Here is a 13,295-nt window from a genome sequence, read left to right on the forward strand (position 1 = left end):
AGCACGGCAGGCTCAGGGAAACGCCTGGCGCATCAATTCAGGCAACACCTCGCCTGCCTTGCCGGCCAACGCGAACGCCCGCGGATGCTGCTCACTCGCAGGCTGCGGGTTGACCTGCACCACCGCCGCCCCCGCCGCCAACGCCAGGCGTGGCATCGAGGCCGCCGGCTGCACCATGCCGGACGTTCCCACCGACAACAGCACATCGCATTGCTGCGCGGCGTCGAATGCCCGCGCCAGCGTCTGCTCCGGCAACCTCTCGCCGAACCATACCACCCCGGGGCGTACCGGCCCGGCGCAGTGGGTGCAACGTGGAGGCTCGATGCGCCGGCCTTGCAGGGCGTCCTCGGGCACGGCCACCGGTCCGTCCACCCGGCGCGCGCAGTCCAGGCAGCGGAATGCATCCAGCCGGCCATGCAAATGCAGCACGTTCTGGCTGCCAGCGCGTTCGTGCAGGTCATCGACGTTCTGCGTCACCAGCGTCAGCTTCGGCACCCGCGTCGCCAGCGCGGCGATGGCCAGGTGGGCGGCGTTTGGCGTGGCCTGGGCGATCCCGGCGCGGCGCATCTGGTACCAGCCCCAGACCAGCGCCGGGTCGGCGCGAAAACCTTCGGCACTGGCCAGCTGCGCCGGGTCGAAGCGTTCCCACAACCCGGTCAGCTTGTCGCGGAAGGTGGCAATGCCGCTTTCGGCGCTGACGCCGGCGCCGGTGAACACCACCACATGGCGGGCTTGGGCGAGCAAGGTTGGATCGAACGGCATGGGGGCTCCACGGCGTGGGTGCTGGACAGCTACCCACTGTGCCAGTGGGTGGCAGGCCGGACAAGATCCGAGTGAACCCTTGCTGTGTTCGGTGACCCAACCCAGTACATGCCAATAGGAGAAGACTCATGGAAATCGGAACACTGTGGTTCGTCGTCGCCCTCGTGGTCATCCTCCTGGAGCTCTGGGCCATCTGGCATATCATCGGCAGTGACCGGCGCGCCGAACGCAAGATGCTGTGGGTGGTGTTCGTGGTCTACGCGCCGTTCCCCGGCCTGTTGATCTGGGCTTGGCGCGGGCCGCGGGCAGTGAAGGGGCGGGCGGTGCTGCACGAAAAATAGAGGCGTTGGATATTAAAGGGGGCACGATCCGCGGTGGTTTGAAGGGCTTGACCTCGACTTAACCTGAGGTTTGATACTCGGCCGCTCATTCCATCGACGGAGCGATACCATGACCCAGCCAGCCGCCTTCGCCCTAAGCAACCCCGAAGGCCTCTACGACCCCAGTGGCAATGCCTATTCCCACGTCGCCGAAGTGCGTGCCGGCAGCCGTCTGCTGTACATCGCAGGGCAGGGCGGCGAAGACCTGCAGGGCAACCTGTCGGCGCGTTTCGATGAGCAGGCGCGCCAGGCCCTGGTGAATCTGAAGATCGCCCTGGCCTCCCGTGGGGCTGCCCTTGAGCACGTGTTCAAGCTCACCTTGCTGGTGGTCGACCATTCCGAGGCGCGCCTGAGCCAGTGGGTGGCCGAGGCCCAGCGCGCCTGGGGTGACCGAATGACGCCGACCTGCACGCTAATTCCGGTCCCGCGCCTGGCGCTGGACGGAATGCTGGTGGAAGTGGATGCGATGGCGGCGCTGCCCGAATAACCTGGCCCTACAGGGGGATAGTCCAAACCATCGTGCAAGGGCTTGCCCCACGCTGGGCTGGTAGACTCGCGATTTGCGAATTGATCGAGCCTGCACCATGACTGTCCCTGTCGAGTTGCTCCAGACCGGCCCCGAGCACGCCGAGCTGGTGCGTAACCTCTACCAGTTCTACGCTTACGAATCCTCCGACTGGGAGCAGGAGGACGTCGAGGTGGACGGGCGCTTCTACATTCACGAGCCGCACTTCGCCCGCTACTGGCAAACCCCCGGCTGGAGCGCCAGCCTGATCCTGGTGGACGGCTTCATCGCCGGCTTCATGCTCATCGAGCGCAGCGAGCTGCCCGGCATCGAGGCCTGCGAGCTGGCCGACCTGTTCATCCTCAAGAAGTACCGCCGCCAGGGCGTGGGCCTGGCGGTGGCGCGGCAGACGCTGTGCGAAGGCGACAGCGACTGGCTGGTGCGCTGCTATCCCGCGGATGCCCCGGCACTGGCGTTCTGCCAGGCAGTGCTGGCGGACCTGCCGCGTGCGGTACGGGAGATCACGCTTGATGATGAGCCGCCACTGCGCAACTTCCTGGTGACCCGGCAGCGGCACTGAAGCCTTGCAGATTTTTTGTGACGCGCTTCACAAAAGCCCCGCGTCGAGCGGCATAATGCCAGCACTTCGTAATTTCGGACTGTTCCGACGTACGGTCCGGAGGTTTCCTATTCCTGCTGTGAAGGAGTCAGGTCATTCCCATGTCGCTCGCCGCCAATCCCGACATGATGTACCGGTTGTTGATCCAGAGCGTGGCGGACTACGCCATCTACCAGCTCACCCCCGAGGGCATTGTCGCCAACTGGAACCCGGGCGCGCAGCGGGCCAAGGGCTACCAGGCCGAGGAGATCATCGGCCAGCACTTCTCGGTGTTCTATACCGACGAGGACCGCCATGCCGGGCTGCCGGCACGCAGCCTGGACACCGCGCGCAACGAGGGGCGTTTCCAGGCCGAAGGGCTGCGCCAGCGCAAGGACGGGTCGCACTTCTGGACCAGCGTGGTGATCGAGCCGATCAAGGATGAACACAGCGGCCAGTTGATCGGCTATGCCAAGATCACCCGCGACATTTCCGAGCGCCGCCAGCATGAGCTTGAGCTGCTCAAGGCCAAGGAGTTGGCCGAACAGTACAGCCAGGAGATGACCACCCTGTCGCAGTTCCTCGACTCGGTGATCGCCAACATTCCCGCCAGCGTCATTGTCCAGGACCTGCAGAGCCAGCAGATCCTCCTGGCCAACCAGCAGGCCGAGCGCTTGTTCGGCCGCCAGGGCACACGCATGGTCGGCCAGTTGCCGCGCCAATGCCTGGTGCCGGCGGCCGTCGACTACCTCGAGCAGCAGCTGGCGCGCGGGGCGCGCAGCACCAAGGGCTACGCCGCCGAAACCCGGGTCGACACCGCCACGGGGCCGCGTACGCTGCGCAGCCGGGCCACGCTCTGCGACAATCGTGAAGGGCAGGGGGACTACGTGCTGTTCGTCGCCGAGGACGCCACCGAGGAACTGGCCGCCCATGCCCAGATCCACCACATGGCCCATCACGATGCGCTGACCGGGCTGCCCAATCGAACCCTGTTCCATGAACGTCTCAAGCAGGCGTTGCTGCGCGGCGAGGACAGCGGCAAGCTGACCGCTGCCCTGTGCCTGGACCTGGACAACTTCAAGAACATCAACGACACCCTCGGCCACGCCTTCGGCGACAAGCTGCTGCGCGCCCTGGGCAAGCGCCTGCGCCGCGAGCTGCGCGAGCACGACACCCTGGCCCGGCTTGGCGGCGACGAGTTCGCCGTGGTGCTGTCGGGCCTGGAGACCTGTGACGCCGCGCGCATCACCGCCCAGCGCCTGATCGAGGCGATCTGCCCGCCGTTCCATATCGAAGGGCACCAGTTCAGCGTAGGGGTGAGCATCGGCGTGGCGGTCGCGCCCGATGACCACCACCAGGCCGAGCAGTTGCTGGGCTACGCCGACATGGCCCTGTACGAGGCCAAGCGCAACGGCCGCAACCGCTACGAGTGCTTTCATGTCGAACTGGATGTCGCCGCCCGCCAGCGCCGCCTGGTCGAGACTGACCTGCGCACCGCGCTGCACCTGGGCCAGCTGCAACTGCACTACCAGCCGGTGGTGGACCAGCAGAGCGCCACTGTTACCGGTTACGAGGCCCTGCTGCGCTGGGAACACCCGAGCCGCGGCATGATCATGCCGATGGATTTCATTCCCATCGCCGAGGAAACCGGCCTGATCCACGAGATCGGCGCCCGGGCGCTGAACCTGGCGTGTCAGGAGGCGGCCAGCTGGGGCACCACGCAGACGGTATCGGTCAACCTCTCGGCGGTGCAGTTCAAGAATGCCAACCTGGTGCATACCGTGGCCCTGGCCCTGGCCGATTCAGGCCTGCCGGCCACGCGCCTGGAGCTGGAGATCACCGAGTCGGTGCTGCTGGGCAGCAGCGAGGAGAACGTGCGGACCCTACGCGCGCTGAAGGACCTGGGGGTGTCGATTTCCCTCGACGATTTCGGCACGGGGTATTCTTCGCTGGGCTACCTGCGCTCGTTCCCATTCGACCGGATCAAGATCGACAAGTCGTTCGTCCACGACATGTGCGAAAGCCGCGAGGCGATGTCGATCATCCGCGCCATCACCGAGCTGTCCAACAGCCTGATGATCAAGACCACGGCCGAAGGGGTGGAGTCGGCCGAGCAGATGGAGCGCCTGCTGGCCGAGGGGTGTTCGCATTTCCAGGGCTACTTGTATGGCCGGCCGGCGCCGGCGAGCGAGCGCTTGACGCAGGTGCTGCCGCGAGCCTGACAGGCCGCTGCGCGGTCCTGTAGGCGCGGCCTTGTGTCGCGAAAGTGCCGCAAAGCGGCCCCAGCAATCGTTGCATCACAACTGAGATCCTGGCCACTTGAGTAAAAGTGGTCGATCAGCGAACAAAATGTACCAGCTGGACCACAAGGCTTTGTCGTGTCCCGGGGTTCTCTTCTAGAATCCGCCCATGCCCCGGCACCATGCCGGGGCCCTCGCCCGAGAGCCTCATGAGTTCCAGTTCGTCGCTGTCCGGAGTCAACCAGCCACTGCGCGGCATCGCCCTGGTGGTGGTGGCCACCTTCCTGTTCGCCAGCCACGACGCACTGTCGAAATTCCTCGGTGGGATCTATCCGATCATCATGGTGGTCTGGGTGCGTTACCTGGTGCACACCCTGCTGATGGCCGGGATCTTCCTGCCCAAGGCGGGCCTCGCGGTGCTGCGTACACGCCGGCCGTTGCTGCAGACCCTGCGCGCGTTGAGCCTGCTCAGCACCAGCCTGCTGTTCACCGCCGGGTTGCAGTACCTGCCGCTGGCGGAGGCAACTTCGGTCAACTTCCTCGCGCCGGTACTGGTCACCGCGCTGTCGGTGCCGCTGCTCAAGGAGCGGGTGACGCCGGGGCAGTGGCTGGCGGTGGTGATGGGCTTTGTCGGCGTGCTGGTGGTGGTGCACCCGGGGGGAGCAATGTTCACCCCGGCCATCCTGTTTCCCTTCGGCTCGGCGCTGGGGTTCTGTTTCTACCAGTTGCTGACGCGCAAACTGGCGGCCCACGACAGCCCGACCACCAGCAACTTCTACGCCGGGTTGTGCAACACCCTGATCATGACGGCACTGGTGCCGTTTTTCTGGCAGGCGCCGCAATGGTCCCATGTGCCGCTGATGCTGGCGCTGGGTGGCTGCGGGATGACCGCGCACCTGTTGTTGACCCAGGCGTTCCGCCATGCGGCGCCGGCGTTATTGGCGCCGTTCAGCTATTGCCAGATCGTGTTCGCCGGGTTGCTGGGCCTGGTGGTGTTCGGCCAGGTGCCGGACGGCACGAGCCTGGTCGGCATCGCGGTGATCTGCCTCAGCGGGCTGGGGGCGGCGTGGATGCAGCGGCGGCCCTGAGGGGGCTGCGCCTTATCCCGCACCCTGCTGTTTGCGATAGGCTCCTGGCTGCACGCCGACCGCCTTGGCGAATGCCCGGGTAAAGGCCGCCACTGACTGATAGCCCGCCTGCGCGCCCACCTGTTCGACGGTATTGCCCGTCTTGAGCAATTGGCAGGCATGGCGCATGCGCAGCGCCAGCAGTACCTGCCCGGGCGATTGCCCGGCCAGCTCGTTGAAGCGCTTGAAGAAGGCCGAGCGCGAAAGTCCCGTGCAGGCCGCCATGCTCTCCAGCGTCCAGGCCTGCCCCGGCTCCTCGATCAGGCGTTCCAGCAAGCCGGCGAAGGCCGGCTGGCGGGCGAGGGCGACCAGGCCGCCCAGCGACTGGCCGGCGTGCACCTGCTGGCGCAGCACATACAGGAACAACAGGTGGGTGAGGCGTTCGAGCAGCGCCTGGGAGGGCTGCGGACGACGGCATTCCTCGAGGATCAGCCCGAACAGCGCCCGCGCCGCGCTGCCGGCCGGCTCGCTAGCGCGCAGCAGGATCCAGTCCGCCAGCCCGTCGACGATCAGCGACGACAACCCCGACTGGAAGTGGAAGAACCCGCACACTAGCCCCACGCCGTCTCCGGCTTCGAGGTCCAGCGCCTGCATGCTTCGGCGCGGTTGGGCACAGGCGTCGCCGGCCTCCTCGTCGCCGGACAGCCGATAGGCCAGGTCACGCAAAAGGAACACCGCATCGCCGCTCTCCAGGCGCAGCGGCTGCGCCTGGCCATCGATATGCAGCCAGCAATGGCCCTGCACCACCAGGTGGAAACTGGCCCGGCCCATGCCCTGGGTGCTGGCGTGCCAGCCGCCGCAGTAGCGGCCGACATGGAACAGGCTGGCGTCGAGCTCCAGGCTCTCTAATAACCAATCGACGAGGGGGCTGGAAGAAATCATCTAATGCAAGGACTCTGGAGCAAGGAAAGGCGACTGATGAATATGGATGCTACTTCTTATAACCAACAGACTGTAGCGACCTACATCAAAGGAGACCACTCCATGTCCGCACGCATCACTCTACACAGCCTGCAGACCGCCCCGGAAGCCGCCCGCCCATTCCTTGAGAACGCGCAAAAGAACTCCGGCTTCATCCCCAACCTGCTGGGCATCCTGGCCAACGCCCCGGCGGCGCTGGAAACCTACGTTACCGTCTCGGCGCTCAACGGCAAATCCGAGCTGACCCTGGCCGAGCGCGAAGTGGTGCAACTGATCGCCGCCACCCAGCATGGCTGCGATTTCTGCGTTGCCGGCCACACCGCCGTGGCGCTGAACAAGGCCAAGCTGCCCCAGGAAGTGGTCGATGCCCTGCGTGCCCGTGGCGAGCTGCCCGACGCCCGCTACGAGGCCCTGGCCGCGTTCGCCCGCGAGGTGATCGACACCCGTGGCAACGTTTCTGACACCACCTATCAGGCGTTTCGCGATGCCGGTTTCAGCGAAGGCAACGCCCTGGAAGTGATTCTCGGCGTGAGCCTCGCAACCCTGTGCAACTTTGCTAATGTGTTCGCCCAGACGCCGCTCAACGACGAGCTCGGCAAGTACCGCTGGCAGCCATCGGCCTGATCGGGGCCTGATGCCGGCGCGCCCGGCGTTTCAACAGGAGTAGGGACATGCTTGATCATGCATTTCGACAATGGCTGGATGCCAATGCCGAGGCCATCGACCAGGGCCAGTGCGATCCACACCGGGTGCTGGCGCAGATCGCCGAATCGCAACTGCTGCGCATCGGCGTCGACCCGGCCCTTGGCGGCTCGGGTGGCGACGTCACCGCGGCGGTCGAGGCCATCGCCGCCATCGCCAGCCATTCGCTGGCCGCGGCCTTCGTCTGCTGGGGCCAGCGCGCCTTCATCGAATACTTGCTGCAAAGCCCCAACCGGGCGCTGTGCGAGCGGCTGCTGCCCGACCTGCTGAAGGGCGAGCTGGCCGGAGCCACCGGCCTGTCCAACGCCATGAAGTTCCTTTCCGGCATCGAGGCCTTGCAGGTGCGTGGCCGCGCCGAGAGCGATGGCTGGAACCTGGAAGGACGCCTGCACTGGGTGACCAACCTGCGCCAGCACGGTTTCGTGGTGGCCGCGGCCATCGAGGATGATACCGGTGGCGCACCGTTCGTGGTCGCCATCCCGTCGAACGCGCCGGGCCTGGAGCGCTCCGACGACCTGCAACTGATGGGCCTGCAGTCGAGCAACACGGCGGCGCTGGCCTTCCACCAGGTGCCTTTGGCGCGCGACTGGCTGCTACACGACAACGCCCGCGCGTTTCTGCCCAGGGTGCGTCCGGCGTTCCTGGCGCTGCAGTGCGGCATGGCCATCGGCCTGGCACGCCGCGCCCTGGAGGAGGCACAGGCGCACCTGCAAGGGCGTGGCGCCTTCCTCGAGGAGGCCCGCCAGGTGCTCGCCGAGCGCCTGGAGAACACCGTCGCCGAGCTCAAGCAGGGGCTGCGCGACGACCGCTTCCAGGGCCAGCCGGCCGCCTTGTTCAAACTGCGCATCACCCTCGCCGAATGCGCCGCCGACGCCGTGCAGCTGGAGCTGCAGGCCAGCGGTGGCAAGGCCTACCTGACCGCCTATGGCGAGGGCTTCGCCCGCCGCTGGCGCGAGTCGGCGTTCGTGCCGATCGTCACTCCGAGCCTGGTGCAACTGCGCGCCGAGCTGCAACGCCAGGCGGCCTCTGCATGACCGACGTGCTACTCGAAGCCCGTGACATTAGCCTGGGCTACCCGCGCGAGGGTGGCTGGCAGGCGGTGCTGGAGCAGTTCGACCTGGCGCTGGCGCCGGGGGAAGTGGTCAGCATCCTCGGCCCCAGCGGGGTCGGCAAGTCCAGCCTGCTGCGTGTGCTGGCCGGCCTGCAGCAGGCCCGTGGCGGCCGCGTGCAGTTGCGCGGCGAGCCGCTGCAGGGGCCGCATCCGCGTCTGGCGGTGGCGTTCCAGGACCCCAGCCTGCTGCCCTGGCTGACCCTTGAGAAGAACGTCGCCTTCGGCCTCGACTTCGCCCGCCAGCCCAAGCTGTCGGCGGCCGAGCGGCGTGCACGGATCGACCATGCCATCGACGCGGTAGGCCTGGGCCACGCCCGTGGCCAGTACCCGGCGCAGCTGTCCGGCGGCATGGCCCAGCGCACCGCGCTGGCCCGCTGCCTGGCGCGCCAGCCCGAGGTGCTGTTGCTGGACGAACCCTTCGGCGCGTTGGACGAGGTGACCCGGGCCGACATGCAGCAACTGCTGCTGCAACTGATCGCCACCCACAATACCGCTGCGGTGCTGATTACCCACGATATCGACGAAGCCCTGCTGCTGTCCGATCGCGTGCTGCTACTGGGCAACCACCCGGCGCGCACCCTAGGCCAGTGGCACATCGACCTGCCGCAGCCCCGCGCGCAGCGGGTCGAGGAACTGGGCGCGCTGCGCATCGAGATCCTGAAAACCCTTCGGCGGGCAAGCCGCACAGCCGAACCCACTCCACCCCCCTTGCCCTCGGAGGCTGTCCATGTGCATGGATGACTGCTGTTCCACGACGTCCCGTCGCGATTTTCTCAAGCTGAGCGCCATGCTTACCGCCGCCGGTGCCGTGCCGCTGCTGTCGAGCCTGCAGGCCCGCGCCGCCGCCGAGCCGGACGCGCCCGTGCGTATCGGCTACCTGCCGATTACCGACGCCACACCTTTGCTGGTGGCGCACAACAACGGCCTGTTCGAGGCCGAGGGCATCAAGGCCGAGCGCCCGGTGCTGCTGCGCAGCTGGGCGCAGGTGATCGAGGCGTTCATCTCCGGCCAGGTCAACGTCATCCACCTGCTGTCGCCGATGACCGTGTGGGCGCGCTACGGTAGCAAGGTGCCGGCCAAGGTCGTGGCCTGGAACCATGTCGGTGGCTCGGGCCTGACCGTGGCCCCGGACATCACCGAGATGAAGCAGCTCGGCGGCAAGACCGTGGCCATTCCGTTCTGGTACTCGATCCACAACGTGGTGCTGCAGCAGATGCTCGGTGACAACGGTCTGAAGCCCGTGTCCAAGCCGGCCGACGCGCAACTGGCGGACAACGAGGTCAACCTGCTGGTGCTGCCGCCGTCGGACATGCCGCCGGCCCTGGCCAGCAAGCGCATTGCTGGCTATATCGTCGCCGAGCCGTTCAACGCCCTGGCCGAGAACCTCAAGGTTGGCCGCGTGCAGCGCTTCACCGGTGATGTCTGGCGCAACCATGCCTGCTGCGTGGTGTTCATGCACGAGCACGACCTGAACAATCGCCCGGAGTGGTCGCAGAAGGTGGTCAACGCCATCGTCAAGGCCCAGCAGTGGACCCGCGAGCACCGCGCCGAGGCCGCAGCCCTGCTGTCCAAGGCCGGCCCCAACAAGTACACCCCGCACGAGCCGGCGGTGCTGACCAAGGTGCTGGCGCCTTCCGCCGAAGATCGCGCCGGCTACATCGCCAGCGGCGCGATCCAGCACCAGCAGTGGGACGAGAAGCGCATCGACTTCCAGCCTTACCCCTTCCCCAGCTACACCGAGGAACTGGTCAAGCGCCTGAAGAACACCCTGATCGTCGGCGAGAGCGATTTCCTCGCCGGTCTGGACCCGGCGCAGACTGCCCGCGACCTGGTGGACGAGCGTTTCGTGCGCAACGCCATCGCCGCCGTGGGTGGCCCGGCCGCGTTCGGCATCGCCGAGGACTTCCAGCGTAGCGAGGAGTTCGCGGTCTGATGCGCAGGCATGTCGTGCATGGTGCCCTGGGCCTGGCGGGCCTGGCGGCGCTGTTGTTGCTGTGGTGGGCGGGCGTGCGCCTGTTCGGCGCCGCCGATGGCCTGTCGGCGCGCTTCGCGCCCCAGGCCACGCTGCAAAGCCTGGTGGAGTTGCTGGGGCAGGGCGAGGTCTATGGGCACATCTGGGTAAGCTTGAAACGCATCCTCGTCGGCCTGTTGCTGGCGCTGCTGATCGGCGTGCCGCTGGGCCTGCTGGTGGGCAGCTACCGGCACCTGGAGGCGGCGACCACGCCGGCGTTCCAGTTCCTGCGCATGATCTCGCCGCTGTCGTGGATGCCGGTGGTGGTGATGCTGATGGGCGTGGGCGACCAGCCGATCTACTTCCTGCTGGCCTTCGCCGCGCTGTGGCCGATTTTGCTGAACACCGCCGCCGGGGTGCGCCAGCTCGACCCGCGCTGGTTGCAGTTGAGCCGCAGCCTCAGTGCCACGCGCTGGGAGACCTTGTGCAAGGTGGTCATCCCCGGGGTGATCGGCCATGTGCTGACCGGTGTGCGCCTGGCCATCGGCATCCTGTGGATCGTGCTGGTGCCGTGCGAAATGCTTGGGGTTAGCGCCGGCTTGGGATACTTCATCCTCGATACCCGCGATCGGCTGGCCTACTCGGAGCTGATGGCGATGGTGCTGCTGATCGGTGTGCTGGGGTTCATGCTCGATGCCCTGGCGCGCGGGCTGCATCGGCGGTGGGTGCATGCGTGAAGTCTGTAGAAGCGTGTTAGGCATGGAGGCGCATCCTTGCGCCCTGGGATTCAGAAGCTGTACTTGGCCGTCAGCATCAGGTTGCGCGGATCGCCGAAGGTATCGCCGCCATAGTTCACCGACTTGGAGATCGACGAGTAGTATTTCCTGTCGAACACGTTGTTGGCGTTGAGCTGCAGGTCCAGGTGCTGGGTGACCGCGTAGCCGGCCATCAGGTCGGTGACGGCGTAGGCGCCCTGCTCGAGGCGATAGCTGCTGCCGTCGGCCACGGTGAAGTCGTTGTACATGCGGCTTTGCCAGGTAACGCCGCCACCGACCCGCAGTTTCTCCAGCGGGCCCTGGAAGCGGTAGGTGGTGAACAGCTTCAACTGGTGCTGCGGCGTGTCGGATTCGAACGGCTTGTTGACGTTTTGCGGGTTCTTGGCGTCCTTGACCCTGTGCACACGGGCATAGGTGTAGCCGGCGCCAATCTGCCACTGCTCGGTCAGCGCGCCCTGCAGCTCGAAGTCGATCCCCTGGCTGCGCACCTCGCCTGAGGCTTCGTAGCAGGCGAACTGGCCGGCCCGGCACAGGCTCTTGTCCACCTCGACCGCGCGGTTCTGCTGGTCGATACGGAACACCGCGAGGCTGGCGTTGAGCGCGCCGTCGAAGTACTCGCCCTTGATGCCCACTTCGTAGTTCTTGCCTTCGATCGGTCGCACCGGCGTGCCGCTGGGGTCTTTGTTGTCCTGAGGCTGGAAGATGTCGGTGTAGCTGGTGTACAGCGAGTGGTGCTCGTCCAGCTCGTAGATCAGGCCGGCATAGCGGGTGGCGTTGCGGGTCACCTTGTAGTCGCCCTCGTTGCTGCCGCGCTGGTCGTAGTCGTACCAGTCCAGGCGCCCGCCGAGGATCAGCTTGAGCGGGTCGGCCAGGCTCAGGCGGGTGGTGGTGTACACGCCTTCCTGGTTGATCAGGTAGCGGCTGCTGCCAGTGTGCAGGAAGTCCGGTTTGCCGCCGTCGATGGGGTAGTCCAGGTCGTAGGGGCTGTAGTTGCGCTCGGTCATGTCGTAGATGCGCTTGCTGGCACCGACCACCAGCTCGTGGGTGCGGCCGAAGGCCTCGAACGGGCCGCTGGCGAAGGTGTCCAGGCCCAGCTGGTTCTCGTCGTGGGCCGACTGGTAGACCGTGCGGCTCAGCGGCTTGGCCAGGTCCCAGCGCGATTGGTACGAGCCGCGGAACAGCGCGTTCTGTTCGCTGTAGATGGCGTTGACCTGCAGCTTCCAGTCATTGGCCAGGTGCTGGCGCAGCTCGGCGAACAGGGTGTTGATCTCCTGGTCCTTGACCTCCCAGTCGGTGGCCGGGTTGTACGAGCGTGGCAGGTCCTGGTGGTGGCCGTTGAGGTCGGTGGGGATCGCGCCCCAGAACACGTTGGTCTTGTCCTTCTGGTGGGACAGGCCGAGGGTCAAGGTGGTGTCCTCGCCCAGGTCGGTCTCGGTGATCGCATAGAACAGTCCGTGGTCTTCCTGCTGCCCATCACGGAAGCCGTTGGCGTCGCGGTACGAGGCCACCACGCGGCCGCGCAGTGTGCCGCTGTCGTTGAGCGGGCTGGAGGCGTCGAGTTCGCCGCGGTAGTTGTCCCAGCTGCCGGCGGCGCCGGTGAGCGTGACCTTCTGTTCCGCCAGCGGGCGCTTGCGCACCAGGTTGATGGCCGCCGACGGCGTGCCGGAACCGGTGACCAGGCCGGTGGCGCCGCGCACCACCTCGACCCGGTCGAACATCGCCAAGTTGGGCTGGGCGCCGACCACCCAGCCGGTGTACGCGCTGGGGATGCCGTCGTACATGACGTTGTCGACGTCGAAACCGCGGGCCTTGTAGGTCTGCCGGCCCGGACCGTTGGACTGGTTGAGGAACAGCCCCGGCGTGTACCGGGCCACGTCGTTGATACTGGTCATGCCCTGGTCGTCCATGCGCTGGCGGGTGATCACGGTCACCGCCTGGGGCGTTTCGCGCATGGTCAACGGCAGCTTGGTGGCGGTGGCCATGGAACCAGTGGTGTACGACTTCGACCCCTCGGTGGTGCTGCCCAGGCTGCTGTCGTTGATGGCCGTGGCGCCCAGCTCGATCACGGCCGGCGCTTGTTCCTCGGCCAGCGCGGGAGTGAGGGTTGCCATGCAGATGGCCATGGCCAACAGGTTGCGGGTGGGCGTGAAGCGGTGAGGGGAGATGTGCGGTGACATGCCGAGCTTTATCCTTATTGCTAGTGCTTATGAGAACAATTAGCA

The 13,295-nt window shown here is 66.5% G+C and carries 13 protein-coding genes; 10 read left to right on the forward strand and 3 right to left on the reverse strand.

What is annotated here, in order from left to right:
- Positions 1-12 precede the first annotated feature (12 nt).
- Positions 13-762: an SIR2 family NAD-dependent protein deacylase gene (locus K5H97_RS10770; protein WP_028691835.1), complete on the reverse strand. Its 750-nt coding sequence runs from the start codon at positions 760-762 to the stop codon at positions 13-15.
- Positions 763-890: 128 nt separating this feature from the next.
- Between K5H97_RS10770 and K5H97_RS10775 the strand changes: the two genes are divergently transcribed.
- The 5 genes from K5H97_RS10775 to K5H97_RS10795 all read left to right on the forward strand — a co-directional run bounded on the left by K5H97_RS10775 (position 891) and on the right by K5H97_RS10795 (position 5,573).
- Positions 891-1,103: a PLDc N-terminal domain-containing protein gene (locus tag K5H97_RS10775; RefSeq protein ID WP_028691834.1), complete on the forward strand. Its 213-nt coding sequence runs from the start codon at positions 891-893 to the stop codon at positions 1,101-1,103.
- 109 nt (positions 1,104-1,212) lie between these two features.
- A complete protein-coding gene (locus K5H97_RS10780) occupies positions 1,213-1,629 on the forward strand; it encodes a RidA family protein (RefSeq protein ID WP_028691833.1) in 417 nt (138 codons plus the stop codon).
- Between the two features lie 97 nt (positions 1,630-1,726).
- On the forward strand, positions 1,727-2,227 hold the full coding sequence (locus K5H97_RS10785) for an acetyltransferase (protein ID WP_036986332.1): 501 nt from the start codon (positions 1,727-1,729) through the stop codon (positions 2,225-2,227).
- Between the two features lie 140 nt (positions 2,228-2,367).
- Entirely contained in the window at positions 2,368-4,467 is a 2,100-nt protein-coding gene (locus tag K5H97_RS10790) for a putative bifunctional diguanylate cyclase/phosphodiesterase (protein WP_028691831.1), read from the forward strand.
- Between the two features lie 227 nt (positions 4,468-4,694).
- Positions 4,695-5,573 (forward strand): DMT family transporter, encoded by an 879-nt coding sequence (locus K5H97_RS10795; RefSeq protein ID WP_028691830.1) that lies wholly within the window; start codon positions 4,695-4,697, stop codon positions 5,571-5,573.
- A 12-nt stretch (positions 5,574-5,585) separates the two neighbouring features.
- Here the strand turns inward: K5H97_RS10795 and K5H97_RS10800 are convergent, their stop codons facing one another.
- Positions 5,586-6,494 (reverse strand): AraC family transcriptional regulator, encoded by a 909-nt coding sequence (locus K5H97_RS10800; protein WP_028691829.1) that lies wholly within the window; start codon positions 6,492-6,494, stop codon positions 5,586-5,588.
- Positions 6,495-6,596: 102 nt separating this feature from the next.
- On the opposite strand from K5H97_RS10800, the gene K5H97_RS10805 reads away from it, so the two are divergent.
- From K5H97_RS10805 to K5H97_RS10825, 5 genes are read left to right on the forward strand one after another with little or no spacing between them, the layout of a single operon-like run.
- Positions 6,597-7,157, forward strand: a complete 561-nt coding sequence (locus K5H97_RS10805; protein WP_028691828.1) for a carboxymuconolactone decarboxylase family protein — start codon at positions 6,597-6,599, stop codon at positions 7,155-7,157.
- Positions 7,158-7,204: 47 nt separating this feature from the next.
- The gene (locus tag K5H97_RS10810; RefSeq protein ID WP_028691827.1) at positions 7,205-8,269 is read left to right on the forward strand and encodes an acyl-CoA dehydrogenase family protein; all 1,065 of its coding nucleotides are present in this window, start codon (positions 7,205-7,207) and stop codon (positions 8,267-8,269) included.
- Complete coding sequence (locus K5H97_RS10815) at positions 8,266-9,087, forward strand: ABC transporter ATP-binding protein (RefSeq protein WP_028691826.1); 822 nt, start codon at positions 8,266-8,268, stop codon at positions 9,085-9,087. The genes K5H97_RS10810 and K5H97_RS10815 overlap by 4 nt, the downstream gene beginning before the upstream one ends.
- On the forward strand, positions 9,074-10,279 hold the full coding sequence (locus tag K5H97_RS10820) for an ABC transporter substrate-binding protein (RefSeq protein ID WP_028691825.1): 1,206 nt from the start codon (positions 9,074-9,076) through the stop codon (positions 10,277-10,279). The genes K5H97_RS10815 and K5H97_RS10820 overlap by 14 nt, the downstream gene beginning before the upstream one ends.
- Positions 10,279-11,034, forward strand: a complete 756-nt coding sequence (locus K5H97_RS10825; RefSeq protein WP_028691824.1) for an ABC transporter permease — start codon at positions 10,279-10,281, stop codon at positions 11,032-11,034. The genes K5H97_RS10820 and K5H97_RS10825 overlap by 1 nt, the downstream gene beginning before the upstream one ends.
- Before the next feature lie 50 nt (positions 11,035-11,084).
- Here K5H97_RS10825 and K5H97_RS10830 read toward each other — a convergent pair whose 3' ends face one another.
- Positions 11,085-13,250: a TonB-dependent siderophore receptor gene (locus K5H97_RS10830; protein ID WP_028691823.1), complete on the reverse strand. Its 2,166-nt coding sequence runs from the start codon at positions 13,248-13,250 to the stop codon at positions 11,085-11,087.
- Between the last annotated feature and the right edge of the window lie 45 nt (positions 13,251-13,295).

The organism is Pseudomonas mosselii (genome assembly GCF_019823065.1).
Lineage (GTDB): Bacteria > Pseudomonadota > Gammaproteobacteria > Pseudomonadales > Pseudomonadaceae > Aquipseudomonas > Aquipseudomonas mosselii.